The sequence below is a fragment of the Bifidobacterium sp. CP2 genome (assembly GCF_018555635.1).
GTDB lineage: Bacteria > Actinomycetota > Actinomycetes > Actinomycetales > Bifidobacteriaceae > Bifidobacterium > Bifidobacterium saguinibicoloris.
Genome location: NZ_JAFEJX010000006.1, coordinates 26,435 through 49,486, shown reverse-complemented (window position 1 = coordinate 49,486; position 23,052 = coordinate 26,435). Strand labels below are relative to the sequence as shown.

Annotated in this window: 17 protein-coding genes, 1 tRNA gene and 1 pseudogene; 4 read left to right on the top strand and 15 right to left on the bottom strand. The window is 65.8% G+C overall.

What is annotated here, in order from left to right; all coding sequences use genetic code 11:
• Positions 1-5: 5 nt before the first annotated feature.
• From rplB to JS531_RS05960, 6 genes are all read right to left on the bottom strand, one after another.
• Positions 6-836, bottom strand: coding sequence for a 50S ribosomal protein L2 (gene rplB / locus JS531_RS05985; protein ID WP_214314054.1), 831 nt, complete (start codon positions 834-836; stop codon positions 6-8).
• Positions 837-872: 36 nt separating this feature from the next.
• Positions 873-1,169, bottom strand: coding sequence for a 50S ribosomal protein L23 (rplW, locus tag JS531_RS05980; RefSeq protein WP_214314040.1), 297 nt, complete (start codon positions 1,167-1,169; stop codon positions 873-875).
• Positions 1,170-1,174: 5 nt separating this feature from the next.
• The gene (gene rplD, locus JS531_RS05975) at positions 1,175-1,831 is read right to left on the bottom strand and encodes a 50S ribosomal protein L4 (RefSeq protein ID WP_214314038.1); all 657 of its coding nucleotides are present in this window, start codon (positions 1,829-1,831) and stop codon (positions 1,175-1,177) included.
• 6 nt (positions 1,832-1,837) lie between these two features.
• Positions 1,838-2,488, bottom strand: a complete 651-nt coding sequence (gene rplC / locus JS531_RS05970) for a 50S ribosomal protein L3 (protein WP_214314036.1) — start codon at positions 2,486-2,488, stop codon at positions 1,838-1,840.
• 17 nt (positions 2,489-2,505) lie between these two features.
• Positions 2,506-2,814 carry a 30S ribosomal protein S10 gene (gene rpsJ, locus JS531_RS05965; RefSeq protein ID WP_003808013.1) on the bottom strand — a complete coding sequence of 103 codons (309 nt, stop codon included), beginning with the start codon at positions 2,812-2,814 and terminating at the stop codon, positions 2,506-2,508.
• A gap of 328 nt (positions 2,815-3,142) precedes the next feature.
• Entirely contained in the window at positions 3,143-4,750 is a 1,608-nt protein-coding gene (locus tag JS531_RS05960) for an MDR family MFS transporter (RefSeq protein ID WP_240542073.1), read from the bottom strand.
• A gap of 214 nt (positions 4,751-4,964) precedes the next feature.
• Here JS531_RS05960 and budA point away from each other — a divergent pair, with 214 nt between their 5' ends.
• Positions 4,965-5,729 carry an acetolactate decarboxylase gene (gene budA / locus JS531_RS05955; RefSeq protein WP_214314032.1) on the top strand — a complete coding sequence of 255 codons (765 nt, stop codon included), beginning with the start codon at positions 4,965-4,967 and terminating at the stop codon, positions 5,727-5,729.
• A 66-nt stretch (positions 5,730-5,795) separates the two neighbouring features.
• On the opposite strand, the gene JS531_RS05950 is transcribed toward budA, so the two are convergent.
• Together JS531_RS05950 and adhE are read right to left on the bottom strand one after the other, a co-directional pair.
• Positions 5,796-6,734 carry a YwiC-like family protein gene (locus JS531_RS05950; protein ID WP_214314030.1) on the bottom strand — a complete coding sequence of 313 codons (939 nt, stop codon included), beginning with the start codon at positions 6,732-6,734 and terminating at the stop codon, positions 5,796-5,798.
• Positions 6,735-6,867: 133 nt separating this feature from the next.
• The gene (adhE, locus tag JS531_RS05945; protein WP_214314028.1) at positions 6,868-9,600 is read right to left on the bottom strand and encodes a bifunctional acetaldehyde-CoA/alcohol dehydrogenase; all 2,733 of its coding nucleotides are present in this window, start codon (positions 9,598-9,600) and stop codon (positions 6,868-6,870) included.
• A 460-nt stretch (positions 9,601-10,060) separates the two neighbouring features.
• Between adhE and JS531_RS05940 the strand changes: the two genes are divergently transcribed.
• Together JS531_RS05940 and glgX are read left to right on the top strand one after the other, a co-directional pair.
• Entirely contained in the window at positions 10,061-11,221 is a 1,161-nt protein-coding gene (locus JS531_RS05940) for an ROK family transcriptional regulator (protein ID WP_214314026.1), read from the top strand.
• A gap of 24 nt (positions 11,222-11,245) precedes the next feature.
• A complete protein-coding gene (gene glgX / locus JS531_RS05935) occupies positions 11,246-13,945 on the top strand; it encodes a glycogen debranching protein GlgX (RefSeq protein WP_214314018.1) in 2,700 nt (899 codons plus the stop codon).
• Between the two features lie 91 nt (positions 13,946-14,036).
• On the opposite strand, the gene rpsI is transcribed toward glgX, so the two are convergent.
• The 7 genes and pseudogenes from rpsI to JS531_RS05900 all read right to left on the bottom strand — a co-directional run bounded on the left by rpsI (position 14,037) and on the right by JS531_RS05900 (position 22,390).
• Positions 14,037-14,528 carry a 30S ribosomal protein S9 gene (gene rpsI / locus JS531_RS05930; RefSeq protein ID WP_214314016.1) on the bottom strand — a complete coding sequence of 164 codons (492 nt, stop codon included), beginning with the start codon at positions 14,526-14,528 and terminating at the stop codon, positions 14,037-14,039.
• A 20-nt stretch (positions 14,529-14,548) separates the two neighbouring features.
• Positions 14,549-14,998, bottom strand: a complete 450-nt coding sequence (gene rplM, locus JS531_RS05925; protein WP_214314014.1) for a 50S ribosomal protein L13 — start codon at positions 14,996-14,998, stop codon at positions 14,549-14,551.
• A 723-nt stretch (positions 14,999-15,721) separates the two neighbouring features.
• Positions 15,722-17,887, bottom strand: a complete 2,166-nt coding sequence (gene malQ / locus JS531_RS05920) for a 4-alpha-glucanotransferase (protein WP_214314006.1) — start codon at positions 17,885-17,887, stop codon at positions 15,722-15,724.
• A 36-nt stretch (positions 17,888-17,923) separates the two neighbouring features.
• Positions 17,924-18,517 carry an AbrB family transcriptional regulator gene (locus JS531_RS05915; protein ID WP_214314004.1) on the bottom strand — a complete coding sequence of 198 codons (594 nt, stop codon included), beginning with the start codon at positions 18,515-18,517 and terminating at the stop codon, positions 17,924-17,926.
• A gap of 58 nt (positions 18,518-18,575) precedes the next feature.
• Positions 18,576-19,217, bottom strand: a complete 642-nt coding sequence (locus JS531_RS05910; RefSeq protein ID WP_214314002.1) for a YigZ family protein — start codon at positions 19,215-19,217, stop codon at positions 18,576-18,578.
• An 80-nt stretch (positions 19,218-19,297) separates the two neighbouring features.
• Positions 19,298-20,269: pseudogene (locus JS531_RS05905) on the bottom strand (D-2-hydroxyacid dehydrogenase family protein); the annotation flags it as partial.
• Positions 20,270-20,905: 636 nt separating this feature from the next.
• Entirely contained in the window at positions 20,906-22,390 is a 1,485-nt protein-coding gene (locus tag JS531_RS05900) for a CapA family protein (protein ID WP_240542072.1), read from the bottom strand.
• A 487-nt stretch (positions 22,391-22,877) separates the two neighbouring features.
• On the opposite strand from JS531_RS05900, the gene JS531_RS05895 reads away from it, so the two are divergent.
• Positions 22,878-22,965 (top strand) — tRNA-Ser (locus JS531_RS05895).
• Positions 22,966-23,052 lie beyond the last annotated feature (87 nt).

Sequence of the window (23,052 nt, the reverse complement as noted above, 5' to 3'; positions counted from 1 at the left end):
CTTCCTTACTTGCGGTTCTTGCCATTCGGACGACGACGGACAATCATCTTGTTCGAAGCCTTCTTCGGACGACGGGTACGAACCTCGCCCTTGCCCCACGGGGAAACCGGCGGCTTGCCACCGCGGGTACGACCGCCGTGCGGGTGGTCGACCGGGTTCATGGACTCACCACGGGTGATCGGGCGCTTGCCCATCCAACGGGCGCGACCGGCCTTGCCGAGCTGCACGTTGGCGTGGTCCTCGTTGCCGACCTCGCCGACGGTCGCGCGGCAGCGCGCGTCGACGTTGCGGATTTCGCCGGACGGCATACGCAGCTGGGCGTAGGCGCCGTCCTTGGCGACGAGCTGGACGGAGGCACCGGCGGAGCGGGCGATCTTGGCGCCGCCGAGCGGCTTCAGTTCGATCGCGTGCACGACGGTACCGGTCGGGATGTTGCGCAGCGGCAGGTTGTTGCCCGGCTTGATGTCGGCCTGGGCGCCGGTCTCGATGACGTCGCCCTGCTTGATGCCCTTCGGGGCGATGATGTAGCGCTTCTCGCCGTCCGCGTAGTGCAGGAGGGCGATGTTGGCGGTACGGTTCGGGTCGTACTCGATGTGAGCGACCTTGGCGGGCACGCCGTCCTTGTCCCAGCGCTTGAAGTCGATGAGACGGTACTGACGCTTGTGGCCGCCGCCGCGGTGGCGGGAGGTCATACGGCCGTAGGAGTTACGACCGCCGGTCTTGGACAGCTTGCGAACGAGCGACTTCTCCGGCGTGGAGCGCGTGATCTCGGAGAAGTCCGAGACGGACGCGTTACGACGGCCTGCGGAAGTCGGCTTATAAACGCGGATAGCCATAATGTAGTTCTTCCTTTAACTTTTCTCGGCTAGCCTTCAGTTACCGAAGATGTCGATCGTCTGGCCCTCGGCGACGGTCACGATCGCGCGCTTCTCGTTGACGCGACGGCCGAAACCGGTGCGGGTGCGCTGCTTCTTGCCGGCGCGGTTGAGGGTGTTGACGTTCGTCACCTTGACATTGAAGATCTGCTCGATAGCCTGCTTGATCTGCACCTTGTTGGCGGTCGGGGCCACCACGAAGGTGTACTGGCCGCGATCGGACAGGGCGTAGCTCTTCTCGGACACGACGGGCTTGAGGATGATGTCGTGAGCCGGCTTGTGAATAGCGACCATGAAAATCAGGCCTCCTTCTTGGTCTTCGCCGCCACGAAGGCCTCGAAGGCCTCCTTGGTGAAGACGACGTACTGCGCGGTGACCACGTCGTACGTATTGAGCTGATCGACGAAAATCGGGTGGACATACGGAAGGTTGCGCACGGACATCCACTCGTTGACCTGGTCGCGGGTGAACGCGATGGTGGCGAACTTCTCGCCGATGACCGGGTTCAGGGCGGCGATGGCGGCCTTGGTGGACGGGGTCTCGCCGATGCCGAAGTCGACCACGGCGACGCGACCGGCGTTGGCGCGGTCGGACAGCACGTAGCGCAGGGCGGCGGCCTTCATCTTCTTGGGGGTGCGCTGGGAGTAGTCACGCGGCTGCGGGCCGAACACGACGCCGCCGTGGTACCACTGCGGGGCGCGGATGGAGCCCTGACGGGCGCGACCGGTGCCCTTCTGCTTCCACGGCTTCTTGCCGCCGCCGGAGACCATACCGCGGGTCTTGGTGGCGTGGGTGCCCTGACGGGCGGCCGCGAGCTGGGCGATGACGACCTGGTGGATCAGCGGAACGTGGGCCTGCACGTCCTCGGCGGAGATGCCGAAGATCTCGACAGGGGCCTCGACGGTGCCGTTGTTCTGACCCTGGGCGTCGGTGATGTTGAGAGTAACGTTAGCCATGGCTTATCAGGCTCCCTTCACCGCGGAACGGACGAGAACGATGCCGCCCTTCGGGCCCGGGATGGCGCCCTTGATGGCGAGGATGCCGTTCTCGGCGTCGACGGAGACGACGGCGAGGTTCTGGGCGGTGGCGGTGACGTGGCCCATGCGGCCGGCCATGCGCTTGCCCTTGAGGATACGGCTCGGAGTGGCGCATGCACCGACGGAGCCGGGGCGACGCTCGTTCTTGTGGGAGCCGTGGGTACGGCGGTAGGACTTGAAGCCCCAACGCTTGATGGTGCCGGCGAAGCCCTTGCCCTTGGTGGTGCCGGTCACATCGACCTCGGCGCCCTCGGCGAAGATGTCGGCGGCGAGCTCCTGGCCCACCTCGTACTCGGTGGCGTTGTCCTCGCGCACCTCGACGAGGTGACGGCGCGGGGTGACGCCGGCCTTGGCGAAGTGGCCGGCGAGCGGCTTGGTCACCTTGGTCGGATCGATCTGGCCGTAGCCGATCTGGATGGCGGTGTAGCCATCGGTCTCCGGGGTCTTGATAGCGGTGATCACGTTGGTGGAGACGTCCAGCAGCGTGACGGGCACGAAGAATCCGTTCTCGTCCCAGACCTGGGTCATGCCGAGCTTCTTGCCCAGCAGCGCCTTGCAATCTTTCCTTTGCGACATTGCGGTTCCCTCCTCCCTTACAGCTTGATCTCGATGTTGACGTCCGCAGGCAGATCGATGTGCATCAGGGAATCCACGGCCTTCGGGGTCGGGTCCACGATGTCGATGAGACGCTTGTGCGTGCGCATCTCGAAGTGCTCGCGAGAATCCTTGTACTTGTGAGGAGAACGAATAACAACAAAGACGTTCTTCTCGGTCGGCAGCGGAACGGGGCCAACAACAGTTGCGCCCGCGTTCGTCACCGTTTCGACGATCTTCTTCGCCGATTGGTCGATGACCTCGTGGTCATAGGACTTAAGCCTGATGCGGATTTTCTGTCCCGCCATTGCCGTCCGCCCTTTCTAGCGATTCGTGTACTGGTTACCAGCCTGCTTTCTTGAGGGCACCGGCGCGCATGGCCTCCCTTGGACATACGTCCTCTGGCGGTCATCCGACATCAGTGCGCGGCTTCCGTTTCCCGCTTCCACGGTTCACGGCCCGCGCTCGCTTTGTTATTTCCAATGTGCGAGCCCAAATCAGGCAACTTGAGTATCTAATCACCGGGGTTGGACGAAGTCGGGGTTAAAGGAATGCGGCGTGTCGCGTATCGCAAGTCGAATGTCGTACGCCGCATGCCGTCTTCCTGCCTCACGACTGCCTTGCTGCCTCAGACCGCTAGCGGCGCAGACGGGCCATCGCACGGCGGGCGGCGTCATGCGCGGAGCCTGCACCATTGCCGCGCACGCCTGCGGCCACGAGGATGACCATGGCGAGGCACAGGGCGGCGGAGATGCGCAGCGCCCACTGGATGCCGGCGATGTTGGCGGCGACGGCGCCCATGCCGCCCGCGTGATACATGGCGGTGAACGTCTCCATGAGGATGACGAGGATCGGCGCGCCCATCGCGCCCGCCACCTGACGCGCGGTATTCGTCACCGCGGAGCCCGCGGAGATCTCCTCCGGATCCAGGCAGTTGAGCGACCACGTGGTAATCGGCATGAGCAGCGAGCCCATGCCGATCTGACGCACGAACTGGCAGATCGACACCCACCAGATCCACGTGTCGGACGAGATGAGGCTCATGCCGATCGTGCCCACGGTGAGCACGATGGCGCCGAAGAGCGCCACCGGCCTCGCGCCGAACCGGTCGAGCGCCTTGCCGCCGAACAGCTGGGAGATGCACTGCCCGATCGCGCCGGGCAGCATGATGAGGCCGCTCATCGTGGCGGAGAAACCGCGGTCGTTCTGGATGTAGAGCGGCATGATGACCAGAATCGAACTGAACGCGAAGAACGCGAGCGACGCGGTCAGCGTGCCCACGGTGAACGAACGGTTCCTGAGCACGCCGAGGTCGAGCAGCGGCGGCTCGGGGACGGCGGAGGCGCGCCCTCCGCGCGACGGCTCCGCGGCATCCGCGGCATCGGACGGAACGGACGCGGCGTCCTTCGCGACGTACTCCTTATATATATGGGCGCGACGGACCTGCCGCATGACGAACCAGACGATGCCGACGACGCCGACGAGCATCGACCCCCAGACCATCGGGTTGGCGAACGGATAGTTCTCGATGTTGGTGAAGCCGAACATGAGACCGCCGAAGCCGAAGATCGAAAGGGCCACGGAGAAGAAGTCGGCGCGGGCCGTGGCGTCGTGCTCGCCGAAGTCATGCAGCCACAGGCATGCGGCCACCAGGGAGACGGCGCCGATGACGGTCAGCGTCAGGAAGATGGAACGCCAGCCGTTCGCGTCGGTCTGGAGGCCTCCAAGCGTGGGGCCGATGGCCGGGGCGACGCTCATCGCGATGCCGACCATGCCCATCGCGGCGCCGCGACGGGACAACGGGTAGATGGAGAACACGGTGATCTGCAGCACCGGCCACATCACGCCGGTGCCGACCGCCTCGAGCACACGCCCGAGCAGCAGGACCAGGAACGACGGGGCGAGCCATGCGCATACCGAGCCGATCGTGAACACCGCCATCGAGACGATGACGATCTGACGGGTGGAGAAGCGGCGCGTGAGGAACGCGGTCAACGGGACCATCACGCCCATCACCAGCTGGAAGACGGAGGTGAGCCACTGCCCGGTGGTGACGTTGATATGGAACTCGTCGACGATGGACGGCAGCGCGGCGCTCAGCTGCAGCTGCGTGAAGTTGCCGACGAACGTGATGAACGTGAGGATGGCGAGCGAGACGAACGCGACGTGCGTGAGCCTGCCGTCGACGTACGATTCCTCGCGGGTCAGGGTCCTGCCGGGATGCCGCTTCATCTGCCTTGCCATATGACGCATACTTCTTCCCGTGCCATACGTCGGGGCGCCCATCCATCACGCCGCTGCGATGGTCTCCCGCCCCTGGAAAGCACGCGAATACGCTATACCCACCTCTGCACAATCGCCGGAGCGCATCCGCGCCCGTTCGCTGTGAGGGAAGTCACGTCCGCGGCCCCGAACGGGCCCTTGCCGGGGAAACGGACCGTTCCTTATATTACGAATCGTGAGCGAACTCAAAGGCAAGGCCATCGAGCCGATCCACGAACACCGGGCCAACGTGCTCTACCAGCATGGCACGCTGGCACTGCTGGTGCCCGGCCTGTTGGAGGGCACCACCACAATGGGCGAACTGCTCACCCATGGCGACACCGGCATCGGCACCGGGGAGGGCCTCGACGGGGAGATCATCATCCTCGAAGGCAAGGCATGGAAGGTCGGGCGGACCGGCGAGGTCGAGGCGGTGCCGGACGACCTGACCCTGCCGTTCGCGAACATGCACCGTGCGGCGTTCCAATACCAGTGCGAACGCGGCGACATCGGCCTCGAGGAGCTCAACCGGCGCATCGTGGAGGCCAACGGGCGCGCGAACACGTTCTTCTCGGTCATCGTGCGGGGCACGTTCAGCTTCATCAAGACGCGCGCGGTCATCAAACAGCAGGCCCCCTACCCCACGTTGGAGGAGGTGGCCGACCGTCAGGCGATCTTCCTCGGCCATGACGTGCGCGGCACGATGCTCGGCTACTTCTCCCCGGTGATGTTCCACGGCGCCGCGGTCGCGGGATTCCACGAGCATTTCCTCGCCGACGACCATTCCATCGGCGGACATGTGCTCGACGCGGTGCTCGAACGGGGCGAGATCCTGAGCCAGGTGTTCGACACGCTCGTCACGCACCTGCCGGTGGACAACCCCGACTACCGCAACCACGATTTCTCACGGGACAACATCGCCGAGGCCATCACCAACGCGGAGGGCGATACGGCGAAGTAGCCCCGACGGCGTGGCGCGCGGCCGGCACCGTAGCCGGTCCGGTCCGGCTCGTCCGCGCCCATCCGCTCAGGCGAGCGTCAGGCCCAAGGCGCCGGCGAACGCGACGATGCTGGACACGCCCTCGACTGCACCGGTCACCAGCGGACGAATCGGGCGGAACCGTGCGAGCATCGGGAACACGACGGCCCGGGCCAGCAGCAGCACGGCCACGACGACGAGCCACGGCCCGGCCTGACCGATCGCGGACGCCAGCGGCGACTCCCTGCCGAATCCGCCGATGCGCGCGACGACGGGCGCCATGACGGCCCAGACGACGAGCGCCGCATGCCAGATCCACGAGGCGATGAGATAGGCGCGGCTGCCGCGTTCCCGGATCATCGTCTTGACGAAGAGCACGGAGCCGAACTGCGTGACGACGAAATAGAGGAACAGTGCCGTCCCCACGGCCGTCAGGGGCGGAATCGACGACATCGGGCCTCCGGACGTGAATGAGAAGGACGCGGCATGGCCGACGCCGGCCGCATCGTCCGCGCCGAGGGCGCCGTAGGCGAACGTGAGCGACGGCATCAGACCGGAGGCGACGACGGCCACGCCGTTCGACCACAGGGAGCGTTCGCGCCGTCGGTACGCGGCGACGAACGACGCGACGGCGAGGGCCGCGAACGCGGGCGCCCATGCGAGGACGCCCGGATGCAGGGCGACGAACGGCACGCCCGTCGCCGCGAGGACGGCGCAATAGACGAGCGCGGGGCCGCGATAGCGACGCGAGAACCCGGATTTGAGCCATCGGGCGACGGTGAACTGCACGCAATAGCACAGGATCCAACAGATCAGCAGCCAGAACGCGGCGACGGTGGGCCGGCCGTATTCGGTACCGGCGACGAGGCCGGCGAGGGCCGGCGCGGTGGCCATCACCCACGCGCCGGGCTGGTCCGGCACCCATCGGCGCACGGTGGACTTGACGGTGGCGCGCACGCCGCGCCTGCTGCTTCCGGTGTTGCTCATGGACCCCACCATACGGGACGGACGGAGCGACCGGTAGATATCTACCGGAAATCGACGCCGTAGATGGGAGGAGCCCCGATTCCCAGGCAGGGAATCGGGGCTCCTGGATGGTCACCGAATCGTCATGAGATCATCAGACGCGCTCGGAGGCTTCCTCCGTGGCGGCCTCGCCCTCACGCTCGACGCGCAGCTTGTGGCCTTCGGCCTGGCTGACGCCGTAGTACGCGGCGATGGCGATGTCCTTCATGTCGTTGATGAGCGGGATGCGCGGGTTGGCCGGGGTGCACTGGTCCTCGTAGGCGCGCATGCCGATCTGGTCGAGCACGCTCCAGAAGTAGTCCTCGTCCACGCCGCACTCCTGGAAGCTCTTGTTCATGCCGAGCTTGTTGTCGCGGTAGTCCTCGACGGCCTTCGCCAGGTTCTCGACGGCTTCGGCGGCGTTCTTGCCGGTGTCGATGCCGAGATTGCGGGCGATGTCGCGGTAGCGCTCGTCGGCCACGTACTTGTTGTACTTCGGCCAGCTGGTCGGCTCCTCCGGCACCTGGCCGTTGTAGCGGATCACGTACGGCAGCAGGATGGAGTTGGTGCGGCCGTGGGCGATGTGGCACAGGGCGCCGATGGTGTGGGCCATGCCGTGGCACATGCCGAGGAACGCGGAGCCGAAGGCCATGCCGGCCATGGTGGCGGCGTTGTGCATCTTCTCCTGCGCGTTGGTCTTCTCCAGGCCCGGCTCGCCGTTGACGGACTCGGCCAGGTTCTCCCAGATGAGCTTGGCCGCGTGCAGGGCCATGCCGTCGGTGAAGTCGTTCGCATACACGGACACGTAGGCCTCGAAGCTGTGGGTCAGGGCGTCGAAGCCGGCGTCGGAGGCGAGACGACGCGGCTGGGTGCGGGCCAGAACCGGGTCGACGATGGCGACGGACGGGGTGAGCGCGTAGTCGGTGATCGGGTACTTGTAGCCGGTCTTGTGGTCGGTGATGACCGCGAACGGCGTGACCTCGGAACCGGTGCCGGAGGAGGTCGGGATGCACACGAGCTTGGCCTTCTTGCCCAGCGGCGGGATCTTGAAGGCGCGCTTGCGGATGTCGAAGAACTTCTCGCGCACGTCACCGAAGGAGATCTCCGGGTGCTCGTAGAGCAGCCACATGATCTTGGCCGCGTCCATCGGGGAGCCGCCACCGACCGCGATGATCGTGTCCGGCTCGAACTCCTCGCGCATCATCTCCGCGCCCTTCTCGACGGTCTCGACGGAGGGCTCCGGCTCGACGTAGTCGATGATGCGGAAGGTGACGTTGTTGGCGCGGGCGCGCAGCTGGTCGATGATCTTGTCGACGATGCCGAGCTGCTCCATGACCTTGTCGCAGACGATGACGGCCTTCTCGATGCCGAACATGTCGCGCAGGTACTTGACGGCGTTCGGCTCGAAGTACGTCTTCGGCGGGATCTTGAACCACTGCATGTTGTTGTTCCTCCGGGCGATGCGCTTGATGTTGAGCAGGTTCACGGCCTGCACGTTGCCGGACACCGAGTTGCCGCCGTAGGAGCCGCAGCCCAGGGTCAGCGACGGGGCGATCGCGTTGTAGATGTCGCCGATGCCGCCAAGGGAGGACGGCTGGTTCCAGATGATGCGGCAGGCGTGCATCCTGAGGCCGTACTCGCGCACGAGCTCCTGGTTGTTGGTGTGGATGGCGGCGGTGTGGCCGGCGCCCAGCTTGAGCATCTTCTCGCACATCTCGAAGGCCTGCTCCTTGGAGTCGGCCTTGAGGACGGCCTGCACCGGGGCGAGCTTCTCGTGGGTGAGCGGCTCGTTGTCCGAGACCTCGGAGCACTCGGCGCACAGGATGGTGGCGTCCTCCGGGATCTCGAAGCCGGCGGCCTTGGCGATGTACTGCGGGGACTTGCCCGGCACCACGGAGTTGAGCTTCGGGGTGCCGCCGGAGAACGCGGTGCAGCCGAACATGTACTGCTCGAGCTTGGCCTTCTCGTCGGCGTTCACGAAGTAGGCCTTGCGGCGCTTGAGCTCCTTGACGAGCGGCGCGTAGACGTCCTTGTGGGCGATGATGGCCTGCTCGGTGGCGCAGATCATGCCGTAGTCGAAGTGCTTGGAGAGCACGAGGTCGTTGGCGGCGCGCACGATGTCGACGTCCGTGTCCACGTAGGCGGGCGCGTTGCCGGCGCCGACGCCGAGGGCCGGCTTGCCGGAGGAGTACGCGGCCTTGACCATGCCCGGGCCGCCGGTGGCGAGGATCGTCGCGATGCCGTCGTGCTTCATGAGCGCGCCGGTGGCCTCGATGGACGGATGCTCGATCCACTGGATGCAGTCCGCGGGGGCACCCGCCTCGATGGCGGCGTCACGCACGATGCGGGCGGCCTCGACGGAGCACTTCTGGGCGCCCGGGTGGAAGCCGAAGATGATCGGGCAGCGGGTCTTCAGCGCCAGCAGGGACTTGAAGATGGCAGTGGAGGTCGGGTTGGTGACCGGGGTGACGCCGGCGACCACGCCGACGGGCTCGGCGACCTCGTCGATGCCCATGACGTCGTCCTCGCGGATGATGCCGACGGTCTTCTGGCCGGCCATGTAGTTGGTGACGTGCTCGCAGGCGAAGATGTTCTTCGTGGCCTTGTCCTCCACGAGTCCGCGGCCGGTCTCCTCGACGGCCATCTTCGCGAGCACGAGGTGCTTGTTCAGCGCGGCGACCGAGGCCTTGGCCACGATGTGGTCGACCTGCTTCTGGTCCAGCTTCTCGAACTCGACGAGGGCCTTGAGGCCCTTCTGCACGAGGGCGTCGACCTCGGCCTGGGCGGCCGCCTGCTTCTCCTCCGGGCTGGGCTTGGCGGGAGCCTCGGACTTCTTTGCGTCTGCCATGAATCCTCCTCGATATGCTCGATGCAAATGATGGTTTCCTAGCTTCCAGCATGCGGCATTCCAACTCCTGAACGATGCCCGCATGTGGCCTGGGTCACAATATAGCGGAGGGAATCACGCCCTGCATATGCACAAAACAGTCGGCGTTTCACGTGTGTTTTCGTGCGCCTTATGTGCGATGTTGAGCGTTTTATCAAACAAATTCACACATTCATGCCTGAATTGAGAGCTTTTGTTCACTTTTTACGCAATGACACATCATTTACGGAACATGCTCGGCGACACTTCCATAAAACACCTTTCCAAAAGCGCATCAGCTGCACCCCTTTTCAGAAAGGGATTTACCGAAAGTCGTTATATGCATGCCGTTTTTTTACGTCTCTCTTATTACGTCATGCGAATAATGCTGTCCTCCACGCCGTTCCCCGCTACACTGTGACGTAACGTCACTGGAGGTCCCATGAAGGCAATGCCGCCCACCGCAATCGGAACAACCGGCCGAACCACGCTGACCCGATACCTGATCGAACGCCGCGAAGCCACCCGGCAGGACATCGAACGCGACCTCGGCATGAGCCTGCCCACCATCACCCGGAACCTGCGGAGCCTCGAAGCGGACGGGATCGTACGCAACGTTGCCATGCGCGGATCCACCGGAGGACGCAAGGCGGCCGCCTACGGCATCGACCCGAACCATCGCATCGCCATCGGCGTGGCGATGCGCCCCAACACGGTCCGTGTCAGGGCCGTCAACCTCAACGGCGAGGTCATCGGCTCGCTCGACCGGACGATGTCCTATCGGAACCAGAACACGTACTACCAACGCGTCGGCGCCATCATCGGCAATCTCATGGACGGCATCGAACAACGCTACGGACGCGTGCTGGGCGTCGCGTTCTGCGTGCGCGGCATCGTCTCCCCCGACGGCGCCTCCATCGTCTTCGACGACTCCGGCCACGTCGGCCCCACGCTGGAGACCATCGCCCAATCCGTGCATCGGCCGTGCATGCTGGTAGGCGAATGCGACGCCTTGGCGGCGGCCGAACTCTGGACGGACCCCACGCTCGACGACGCCGTCTGCATATACCTCGACCGCCGTCCGGGAGGGGCGCTCACCGTCGGCGGACGGCTGCATCAGGGCGAAAACCGCTGCAACGGCGCCATCGCACACATGACGCTCGTACCGGATGGACGGCCGTGCCTGTGCGGACGACGCGGCTGCATGGACGCCTACTGCTCCCTCGAAACGCTGCCGGAGGACTACGAAAGCATCCCCGGATTCTTCAGCGTCCTCGAACAAGGCGAGACGAACCATCGCGAGCGCATGGACGCATGGCTGGACCACGTGGCGCAGGCCATCGCCAACGCACGCACCGTGGTCGCCGGAGACGTGGTCGTCGGCGGCGAGGCGGCGCTATACCTCGAGGACACGGACCTCGAGGACCTCCGTCGCCGCATCGTGGCGCGAAGCCCGTTCGGCATCGAACGGTTCGTCCTGCGCCGAAGCCACGGCACGGAAGACCAGAGCCTCGTCGGTGCTGCCCTGCGATACGTGGAACCCTACCTCGACGACCTCTGCGGCGGGTTCCGCCCCCGATGGACCACCGCGGAACCCGCGTAAACCAGACACGTCTACAATGGGTGTATGAGAAACCCGCCATTGCATCGCTACGCCACCCGCCCAGGCTTCTACTTCACCGAAGACGGCGGAGCCGACGTCGTCGTCCGCTCCGAAACGGCCGATCAGGTGTGGCTGAGCGTCGTCGAATCCCTCGACGATCCCACCGCGTTCTACCAGGACGCCATCCGACTGTTCGACGTGCCGAACGTCCCGTTCGTCGACCAGATCCGGGAATTCCCCGTCTGTATGCGCATCATCGAAGACCAGTACGTGCGCGAGACGCTGTTCCGCATGCAGGGTCCCAACTACGGCCTGTGGTACGTGCACATCCCCAAGGCGTGGAGCGGCATGCACTACGGCTTCCGCGTGGACGGCGCATGGGACCCGCGCCACGGCGTGCGGTTCAACCCGTACAAGCTGCTGCTCGACCCGTACGCCAAGGGCATCGACGGGACGATGGAGCTCTCCCCCGCCGCCTTCTCCTACGAATGCGAGGTGAAGGACGGCCGCGTGCACGGCTCGGCGTTCGGCAACATGAGCACCGTGGACTCGCTCGGCCACATGCCGATCTCCGTGGCCATCGACGACCGCGACGAACGCAAGCACGACGCCGATCCCAAGCACCCGCACATCCCATGGAGCAAGACCGTCATCTACGAGCTCCACGTCAAAGGATTCACCGCGCAGGCGCCATGGCTGCCCAAAGAGCTGCGCGGCACCTACGCCGGCCTCGCCCACCCCACCACGCTCGCCTACCTGCAGGGGCTCGGCGTCACCTCCATCGAACTGCTGCCCATCCAGGCGAAACAGAACGAGGTGTTCCTCCAGGAACGCGGCCGCGTCAACTACTGGGGCTACAACACGCTCGGATTCTTCGCGCCCGAACCCTCATACGCCACCGAGGCGGCGCAGCGCGCCGGCGCCGAAGCCGTGCGCCAGGAGGTCATCGACATGGTGCGCGCCCTGCACGAGGCGGGCTTCGAAGTCATCATGGACGTGGTCTACAACCATTCGTGCGAAGGCGGCGTGGAGGGCCCGACCGTCTGCTGGCGCGGCCTCGACGCCATCGCCACCTACCGGCGGCAGAAGAACAACATCGGACGGCTCGAGGACACCACCGGCTGCGGCAACACGTTCGACTTCACCAACACGCATGTGGTCACGTTCGCCGTGGACTCGCTGCGCTACTGGGCGAAACGCATCGGCATCGACGGATTCCGCTTCGACCTGGGCGTCTCGCTCGCACGCCTCAACGGCGAGTTCACGCAACACCACCCGTTCCTGTACGCCCTGCGCTCCGACCTGCTGCTCGGCAACCTCAAACTCATCATGGAACCCTGGGACCTGGGCAACCTCGGATGGCGCACCGGCCAGTTCTCCGTGCCGTTCGCCGAATGGAACGACCGCTTCCGCGACACGGTCCGCGAATTCTGGCTGACCGACGTGGACGCCGGCGGCCGCGTGGGACGCATCGGCATGCAGGAGATGGCGACCAGACTGTGCGGCTCCGCCGACCTGTACGCCACCGATCCGGGACGCGGCGCCGCCTCCTCCATCAATTTCGTGGCATGCCACGACGGTTTCACTCTCACCGACCTGACCCGATACGTCTCCAAGCACAACGAGGCGAACGGGGAGAACAACAACGACGGTTCGAACGTGAACCACTCCACCAACTTCGGTGTGGAAGGCGAGACCGACGACGTGACCATCGTGGCGCGGCGCGAACGCGCGGCGATGAACATGCTCGGCACGCTGCTGCTCAGCCTCGGCACGCCGATGATGCTCGCCGGCGACGAATTCGGCAACTCGCAGGACGGCAACAACAACGCGTACTGTCAGGACAGCCCCATCAGCTATCTCAAATGGGATTGGCTGTACCAGCCGGAGAAGAGCTGGCACATGCACCGTCTGGAGACGACGTCGAAGCTCATCGCCCTGCGCAAATCCCTGGACCTCTACCATCAGGAGGGCTTCTTCACCCGCCTGACGCAGCTGGGACTGCTCAAACCCTCGAGCCGCATCCAATGGTTCCTGCCGAACGGCACCACGCCGATGGAACGCGACTGGTTCGACCTGGGACAGCGCAGCTTCGCCATGCAGCTGCTGGACGCCAGCGAGACCGACATCCTCATCGTCATCAACGGCGTGCCCGAGGACATGCGGTTCCGGCTGCCCTCGGACAACGACTGGACCCCGGCGTGGTGTTCGGCGGAAAGCACCGGCCACATGCCCGGGCACGGGGCGAAGGTGGTGGACATGGAGCTCAGCGGGCAGCAGACCCTGTGGACGCGCAGCGTGCCCGAGTCCAGCGAGATCCATGATCTGGTGGAACGCATGCAGGGCGGCGTCGACGGCGCCACCACACGCCAGCTCATCGACGCGTTCGACGCCGACATCAAGGCGATCGCCCATGCGGAGGCGCAGGCCGCTCAGGCGGCCGAAGCCGCGCAGGCCGCGCGATCGGCGGTCACACGGCATGACCGGTCCATCCTGTCGCCGTCCGCGGGGAAGGTCTCCGCCTCCCCGACCTCCGTCTCCCCGACGTCCGCTGGTCTCTCCGATGACCACGCCGCGACGACGGCACCAGCCGACGGGAACGGCAAGATCAACAGCGGACCCGACGGCAGCGGGGCCAACGGCGGGGCCGAGGAGACCCCGTTGGAGGAGAACGTGTGGACCTTCCCGGCGCTGAGCATCACCCTGATGAAGCAGCTGGGCTGAAAATCGGAATCCCGAAAACGACGGAACCCCGCCACCGAACGAACGGTGACGGGGTTCCGTGTATCGCAGGTCGCAGAACCAGCGCGAAAAATCAACGCTTGGAGAACTGCGGGGCGCGACGGGCCTTGTGGAGACCGGCCTTCTTGCGCTCGACGACGCGGGCGTCGCGGGTCAGCATGCCGGCCTTCTTCAGGGCGGCGCGGTTGGCGTCGCGGTCGATCGCGTTCAGCGCGCGGGCCACGCCGAGGCGGATGGCGCCGGCCTGGCCGGTGGTGCCGCCACCGTCGACGAGGACGACGACGTCGAACTTGCCCTCGAGCTTGAGGAGCACGATCGGGGAGTTGACCTCACGCTGCTGCAGCTTGGAGGGGAAGTACTCCTCCAGGGTGCGGCCGTTGATGGTCCACTTGCCGGTGCCCGGGATCAGACGCACGCGAGCGACGGCTTCCTTGCGACGGCCGGTGCCGTAGCCCGGTTCGATCGCGGAGGTGCCGGTGCCGGCGCCGGCGTTGGTCTCGGTGGTGTAGCTGGTGAGCTCCTCTTCGGTTTCCTGAACCGCGGAGTTGTTGGTGTTTTCAGCCATGTTCTCTATCTCCCTTCGGTTCACTTGGCCTGCTGAGAAACCTGCTGGATCTCAAGGACCTGCGGCTTCTGCGGGGTGTGCGGGTGCTCGGAGCCGACGAAGACGTGCAGACGACCGAGCTGCACCTTGGCAAGACGGTTCTTCGGCAGCATGCCCTTGACGGCGGAGGTGATGATGCGCTCCGGGTTGTGCTCGAGCAGGTGCGCGTAGGAATCACGACGCAGACCGCCGGGACGACCGGAGTGCGAGTACAGTTCCTTGCCCAGCTTGTTGCCGGTCAGCGCGATCTTGTCGGCGTTGATCACGATGACGTGGTTGCCGGAATCGGCGTGCGGGGCGTAGGTGGGCTTGTTCTTGCCACGCAGCACGGTGGCCACCTGGGAGGCAAGACGGCCGAGCACCACGTCGGTGGCGTCGACGATGTACCAGTCATGAGTCAGATCAGCTGGCTTCGGAGTGAAAGTCTTCACTGTGGTTCTACCTTTACTATTGTGTTCCGGGCTTCGGCCACCGGACGTACGCTTGGTTAGGGCGTGCTGTTCCGTGTAGCGTCAGACCTCTTTATCCGTGGGCTCCCTGAAAGTCCTCGATGGCGAGTGGGAAAGCGCTTTGAAGGACCCCTTAGGGAAACACAACAATCCACTAGTATATCGCCGGCCCTGACATTGCCGCGGGCGTGTCGGCCCGTCCGCTTTCCATCCGTTCCCCGTCCGTCCCCCGTCCGTTCCTATAGAATCGAGCGCAAAGCAGCACCCCAGACCATACGAACCATCCGTTCCTATAGAAACGGACGCAATCGCATACCCAGAACCTCGCGAACCATCCGTTCCTATAGAAACGGACGCAATCGCATACCCAGAACCCCGCGAACCATCCGTTCCTATAGAAACGGACGTCCAGGCACCTCCACAGCACAACCGAACCGGCCGTTCCTATAGAATCGAGCGCAACCGCATACCCACATCCCCACGAACCATCCGAACCTATAGAAACGGACGTGAAGAGGTCCCCGCGCATACGAAAAACGTCCGATTCCGAAGAATCGGACGTTTTCACGAAGCCGTGCCTGACCAGCCCAACCAGCCCCAACCAGCCCAATCAGCCAACCGGCCCAACCGGAACCGGACCAGCCCAACCAGCCCGACCGGACTAGTCAGACCAGGCCCGACCGGACCCGCCACAAACCAAACGGCTCAGTCGTTCATGATGGCGGCGATACGCTGCACGGACTCACGCCGGAACAGACCGTCGAGCGTCACCACGTCGCCGTTGCCGTCGGCCAGCGGGATGCGCCAATTCGGATACTCGTTGTTCGTGCCCGGCTGGTTCTGCGCGCGACGCTCCCCCACCGCATCGGTGATCGAGGCGGCGAGCAGCTTGCACGGGGATCCCTTGAGCGCACGGTACTGGGCCTCGATGATCGCCTGCTCGTTGGCCGGCACGTCCTCGGCGAGGGCGTCCTCGAGATATCCCTGCTCGATGAGCATGCGCAGCATGGCGTCCTGCTCGGCGCGGGCGGAACGCTCGAAGTCCTCCTTCGGGCCGGCGAGCAGGCCGAGACGCTCGCGCAGCTCCACATGCTCGAGCTCGAGATAGCCGGCGGCCGGCGGCAGATCGTGCGTGTTGACCGAGGCGAGCGCGTACGGGCGCCAGTCCTTCGGCGCACGGAACGTGCCGTCGAACTGCTCGAACCATTCCACGGCGCAGCCGAGCAGTCCGTGCTTGGACAGCGAATCGGCAACGTAATCCGGCACGACGCCCAGATCCTCGCCGACCACCACGCCGTCGGCGCGGGACGCCTCGAGCGCCAGGATGCCGAGCATGACGTCGGAATCGTAGTACACGTACGTGCCGTCCACCGGCTTCTTGCCGGACGGCACCCACCACAGGCGGAACAGGCCCAGGATGTGGTCGATGCGGACCGCGCCCGCGTGCGCGAACATGTTGTGCACTAGGTTGCGGTACGGCGCGTAGCCGGTGTCCTCCAGGGCGAGCGGGCTCAGCGGCGGCTGGCTCCAGTCCTGACCCTGCTGGTTGAACATGTCCGGCGGGGCGCCCACAGTGGCCCCCTGCGCGAAGTTCTGCGGGTTCCACCACACCTCGGAGCCGAGCGGGTGCACACCCACGGCCATGTCGGCCATCACGCCGATGCGCATGCCGGTCTCGCGGGCCTTGCGCTGCGCCTTGTCGAGCTGTTCGACGGCGATCCACTCCAGCCAGCGGTAGAAGTTCAACGTGTCCGGGAACTGCTGCTTGAGCGCCTGCACCTCGGGCGAGTTCCTGTCGAAGCGCTGCTCCCAGTTGTCGGCGGCGCCGTTCGGGGCGCCCCACTTGTCGTAGCACAGGCACCAGGTGGCGTAGCCTTCGAGGTCGTCGCCGGCCTGATGCACGTAGTCGTCGAACTGCTGCTGGCGCTCGGGGGTGCGGCCGAGCTTGAAGATGATCCACAGCGCGTGCATCTTGGCGCGCCACATGGCGTCGCGGTCGATGAGCTGGGAGTCGCCATTGAGCGGCTCCACGGAGCCATGCAGCTGCTTGACCTGCTCGAGGCTCTCCGCGCCGAGCAGCGCATACTCCTCGATGGCCTCGGGGCGGATGTACGTGAAGTTCACCAGGCCGCGGGAGATCGGCAGGTACGGGGACGGAGTCAGCGGGGAGACCGGTTCGGAGGCGTGCACCGGGTTGATGAGCACGAAATCGGCTCCCGTGCGCCGCTTGGCCTCGGAGAGCAGATCGCCGAGGTCCTTGAAGTCGCCGACGCCCCAGGAGTCGGCGGAACGGATGGAGTACAGCTGCGCCATCCAACCCCACAAATGTCCGTGCTCCATCTCGTCCAGGAGCTTGACCTTGGCGGGCGCGCTGATCAACGTGGCGTCCTGCGTGCGTCCGGCCACGGTGACATGCAGCGTGTGGTAGCCGGCGGGCAGGTCGGCGGGGATGACGATCGACGACGTGGTGATGAACTTGTCGTCGAGCACATACGCCTTGGAGCCGTCGCCGGGGCCGTACGCCAGCGGCTTGCCGTACTCCTCGCCGTTCTCCAGCGTGATGGTGGCGGACGGGATGTCGAACACGCCGCCGTTGACCAGGACCTTCGAATCCTCGCCCACAGTGTGCAGGACGGTGGGAGGCACCAGACGGGAGCGGCGCTCGTCGCGGATGCGCTTGCTCGACTGCGCGATGGCCTCGTCGTTCGAAGCGTCCACGCCCAACGCCTTCAACACGGCCACCAGGACATCGTCGTCGATCTCGTGATAGTCGTTGCTCATGCCGACATAACTGGTGGCGACCCCAACCAGCCTCGCCAATCGTATCAGCGGACGTGCGAGACGCTCTTCACTTTCCGTTCTCTCAGTCATACCCCCAAGTGTAACGCCCATGTGGAGAACACGCCGTTACGCACGCCTCTTGCGTACCGCATTGCGGACTTCCTCGGAGGAATCGTCTGCAAGCCGATTGAGCGTCTCCGGGGTCGTGTTCGGGTTGAGCGCCACCGCACGCCGCACCATCGACGACAGCACGGCGGGGGCCTTCTCCTCCACCTCCACGCCCAATGTGGCGAGGAACGCGAGCGTCTGCGCGTCCACTTCAGGGTTCTGCGCACCCTCGAGACGCATCTTCCACGAGGTCTTCGGGTTCCTCAACGCGGTGTCGCGCACCTCCGGCACCGGATCCTTGGTGAGGCGGCCCACCAGCCAGTTCTTATCGTCGGTGTTGGCGGCCACCGCCTGCCGTACGGCCGGGTCCGGATCGGCGGCGAGCTTGACCAGCACGTTCGGGAACGGCATGGTCTTCGCCAGGAACACGCGGTCCTCGACCGGCGTGTTCGGGTTGCCGCCCACCGCCTCGAGCAGTGCGGTGGCACGGGAGAACGCCGCCTGGTCGGCGCGGTCCGGCAGGTCGCGTCGCGCGAACTCGGACAGTTCCGCCGAGTCGGTGGAGTGCCGCAGATGCTCATAGGTCACGGTCAACGGTTCGAAGTCGCTCATGCGCCCCAAGCATAGTCGACGCGTCGCGACGCGACGGCGACAACGTATGGCGCCGACGTCACCCGACCGGAATCGCCCGGTTCACCACGTCCAACGGTTCCGGCGTGACGGACGCGTTGAACCCCTCACGCACCATCGCCTCGAACCGTTCGGCGTTTCCGACCGGCAGCGATGCGACGAGCGTGACGTCGGCCGCGTACGTCTCGTCGGACTGGACGCCGTCGACGGCGGCGAGCATCTGCTGGAAGCGGGACAGTTGCGGATACTGCAGCGACACCAGATACCGACGGCACGGCACGATCGCCGCCATGCGCGCCGCCTTCACCGCGATCGAGGCGCCCGTCGAGTACGCGCGGATCAGGCCGCCGGATCCGAGCAGGATGCCGCCGAAGTAGCGTGTCACCGCCACCACGCAGTCGGTGAGGTCGTTGGCGCGCAGCACGTCGAGGATCGGCTTGCCGGCCGTGCCGGACGGCTCGCCGTCGTCGCTCATGCGTTCGGCCACGCGGCCGTCCGCGCCGCCGCACACCGCCGCATAGGCGACGTGGCGGGATTTCGGGTGCCGCTCGCGGATCGTCTCGACGAACGCGAGCGCCTCGTCGAGCGAGCCGACGTGCGCGGCGTCACCGATGAACTCCGACTTCTTCTCCACGAACGCGTCATGCGCCGGCGCGTCGACGGCATCGAGAATCGTGCGCATGGGCATCACGCGCGAGGCGCGGCGGACGGGCCGGCGACGGCGGACGGATCAGAAGGATCGGACGCGGGCCTGGCGTCATGTTCGGAGACGACGACGTTCATCGCACCGCCGGACAGGAACGCGACGGTCGCCTCCACCATCTGGCGCGTCAGGTCGGCGAACGCGCCGTCGGTGCGCCACGCCACATGCGGGGTGAGCACCACGCCGGGCAGCGAACGCAGCGGATCGTCCGCCGGAAGCGGCTCCTTCTCGAACACGTCGAGCGCGGCGTACACGTCGCCGCGCATGAGTCGCGCCGTCATCGCGCCGGGTTCGACCACCTCGGCGCGCGCCGTATTCACCACGATGGCGCCCGACTTCAGATGGTCCAGATGTTCGGCGGTGATGACGCCGCGCGTCGCGCCGTCGATGAGCGGCAGGTGGATGGAGACGACGTCGGCGCCGCCGATGAGGTCGCCGAGGTCCGCCACCGGCGTGACACCGTCCTGCGTGAAGCGTTCGACGGGCGTGTGTCCGGTCCACCAGGCGCTCACCTGCATGCCGAACGCCCGGGCGACGCGCGCCACCGTCGAGCCGATGCCGCCGAGGCCGATGATGGCGAGGCGACGTCCGGCGAGCTGCTGCCCGTCCGCCAACGGACCGCCCCAACGGCCGGCCTTCATCGACTCGTCCAAGGCGCCCACATGCCGCAGCAGTTCGAAGAGGAGCGCGAACGTATGCTCGGCCACCGCGTTGTCGCCGTAATGCTCCGCGTTGCACACGCGCACGCCGAGGCGACGCGCCTCCTCGAGATTGATGTAGCTGGCCACGCCGGTGCCGGAGAACACGATGCAGCGCACGCGGCCGCCCTCGGCCGGATCGCACAGGCGGTGCAGCAGCGCGTTCGAGATGTGCGGGCCGCCGTTGAACATGACGTCCGCCTGCGAGGCCCTGGCCGCGAGGACGTCCTCGTCCTCGGTGAAGTCCAGATGCATGCGCACGCGCGCCACGTCATGCAGCTTCGGGAACTGCGCCTCGAGCGGGGCGACCATCGAATCGAGCACCGCCGGCATGACCACGAGCGGCAGGTCGGTGCGCTCCGGCTGCGTCTCGAACACGGCGGACGTACGGGCGTCGTCCTGAGAGGGGTCGTGGGCGTCGTCGCGGGCAAGGGCGTCGTCGCGGGCAAGGGCGTCGTCGCGGGCAAGGGCGTCGACGGAACCGGAGGATGCGGGCACGTCGTCGGCGGACGAACCGTCGGACGCGGACGCGACGCCTCCCGCCGGACCGTCCGCGGTCTCCACGGTCGCCGTCGAAGTGACGGTCGTCGTCACGGTTGCGTGCGCGGTCCACGTATCGGTCTCTGCCGCGGTCTTGGGCGTGTCGTCGGTCATGCGCACCACCTTAACGCGCCGACGCATCGGCCCACGCCGACGTTCCACCGTCCGACGAGCGAAATGGACGCCCGACGGACCGACGGTTCCGGAGGGTGCCGACGTCACCGGGCGAAAGGCACGACGTCGCAGGACGAAAGGCATCGGGAGAACGCCGACGTCACCGGGCGAAAGACCGGCGAACGCAACCGGACTGCCGCGCTCTATCGGGCTGCCGCGCTGCCACCGACCGTCCGCCGGACTGCCGAACTCCACTGCGCGTCCGCCGCCTGCCGCACGCAACCGGACTGCCGCACTCTATCGGACTGCCGCACTCTACTGCGCGTCCGCCGCCTGCCGTTCGGCGGTGATGTTCCACTCGCGCACCACGCTCGGGTCGGCGCCCATCGAATAAATCACCTTCGAGATGCGCTCGCGCTGCGCCGTGTCCGAAGCGTCGCTCTCGCACGTGCCGTCCGGCTTGTCCGAGGAGATCGGGCACCACGCGTACGAACCCTGATGGCGGCTCACGTTCGGCACCCAGTCGATGCGGTTGACGCGCCACGACCCCTTCACGCCCTTCTTGCCGGCGAACTGGATGCGTGCGGTCACGCCCTGATTGTTCACGTCATGGCCGGGGATGGTGGTGTAGACGCTCACCGCATTGCCGAGACCGTAGATGATCCACGTGCCGTTGTAATTCTCGATGGGCTGCGCGCAATGGCATCCGGCGCCGTAGATCACGTCGAACGCGCCCGTGTCGGCCAGCTCATGCGCCTCCGCCACCTGATAGGAGTCCGCGTAGTCGATGTACTCCTGCAGCGAGTGCATGGCCACGGCCACCACGTCGGCGCCCTGCTCGCGCGCCTTGTTCGCCTTGTCGACGAGCTTCTGGATATCGCTCGCATGGTTCGGGTCGCTGCCCTCGCGCAGACGGTCCACACGCCAGTCGGCGTCCGCGGTCATGCCGTTGAGGGAGACGGTTCCGGTGACGAGGCCCAGCTTGCCGCCGCCCGTGGGGGAATCGATGACGAGCGGTTTGAGCGAGTCCTCCTCGGTCTTGTACGAGCCGGTCTGCGCGATGCCGAGACCGTCCAGCGTGTCCCACAGGCGGTCGATGCCGGCGGCGCCCTGATCCCAGGAATGGTTCGTGGCGTGCGTGCACGCGTTGTAGCCGACGTTCTTCGCGGCGTCCGCCACCTCGGGCGGGATGTTGAACACCGGCCAACCCGCGTACGGGCCGCCACGCTGGGCGATCGGCGTCTCGAACTCGCACACGGAGATGTCGGACGCCTGGATGTACTTCCTCATCGGCTCGAACAGCGGAGTGAAATCGAAGGCGGTGCCGTCCGTGGCGGACGTGTTCGCGGAGGCGAAATGCTTCCACAGGTTCGGGTGGAACAGCAGATCGCCGTTGACGAGCATTGCGATGCAATCACGGTCCGGACAGTCCGGCGAATTGCCGTGGTGCTCGGCGGCCGGCTTGGGAGCGGCGTTCTCCTTCGACAGGTCGGTGCCGGCGGAGACGCCCGCGCCGCCGTTGGCGGTTGCGGCGCCCGTCTGCGACTGGGATTGCCCTATTCCGGCTCCGAACCGGAGGTCATCCAGACGCCCCGTGGCATGGAGCCACACGCCGATTCCCAACGCCACGGCCAATACGGTGACGATCGCCGCCCCGACCGCAACGGCCACCGCCGACCGCCCCTGACGCTCGTCGACCTCGACGTGGCGGCCGAATCCGTTGATGTGATGCATCGGATTCCCACTTTCTGTGCTCTCTCGTGATTCGTCCAGACTATCCTCGGGAGACGCCAAAACCATTACGCCATGCGAATACGAGGGTGTCGTCACATGAACCGGACTACAATTGCCGGCAGGAGACGGACGGACAATGGCGTACCTCCGGCTCCGCCTACGCACAGGCAAAGGCGGGCCGGAGGGATATCCGCCGGCCCGCCTGAAATGGTTGTTCATTTCCCCGTAAGCATGCCGGAACAGTCATCCATGTCATTCCTGCTATTCTCCTGTCATCCCGTGTCATTCCCTGCTATCCGCTGCTATCCGCTGTCATCCGCTGTCATCCTCTGTCATCCTCTGTCATCCGCGATGTCCGTTCCGATTCCGGCAGAACCGGGTTTCTCCAGCGGTTTTCCCTGCGCCTTCCGCTCCTCCCTGCGCCTTCCCGCGCCTTCCCTGTCCCATGAGCAAGGTCTTTCGCCGCCACGGCGGGTCACATCCACATCATGGTGTATAGTGTCATGCTGTTGTGCTTTTGTACGCATCTTCGGATGCCGATGAGGTACAGCATGGAGTGATGCCTGAGTGGCCGAAAGGGGCACCCTGCTAAGGTGTTAGCTGCTTTGAGCGGCTCGGGGGTTCGAATCCCCCTCACTCCGCGATCAGGGTTTCCGGATGCGTTCCGGAAACCCTTTTTCGTGCCACTGAGTGAGTCTTGGCAGCGGAACCTGCACGGACATCCATGA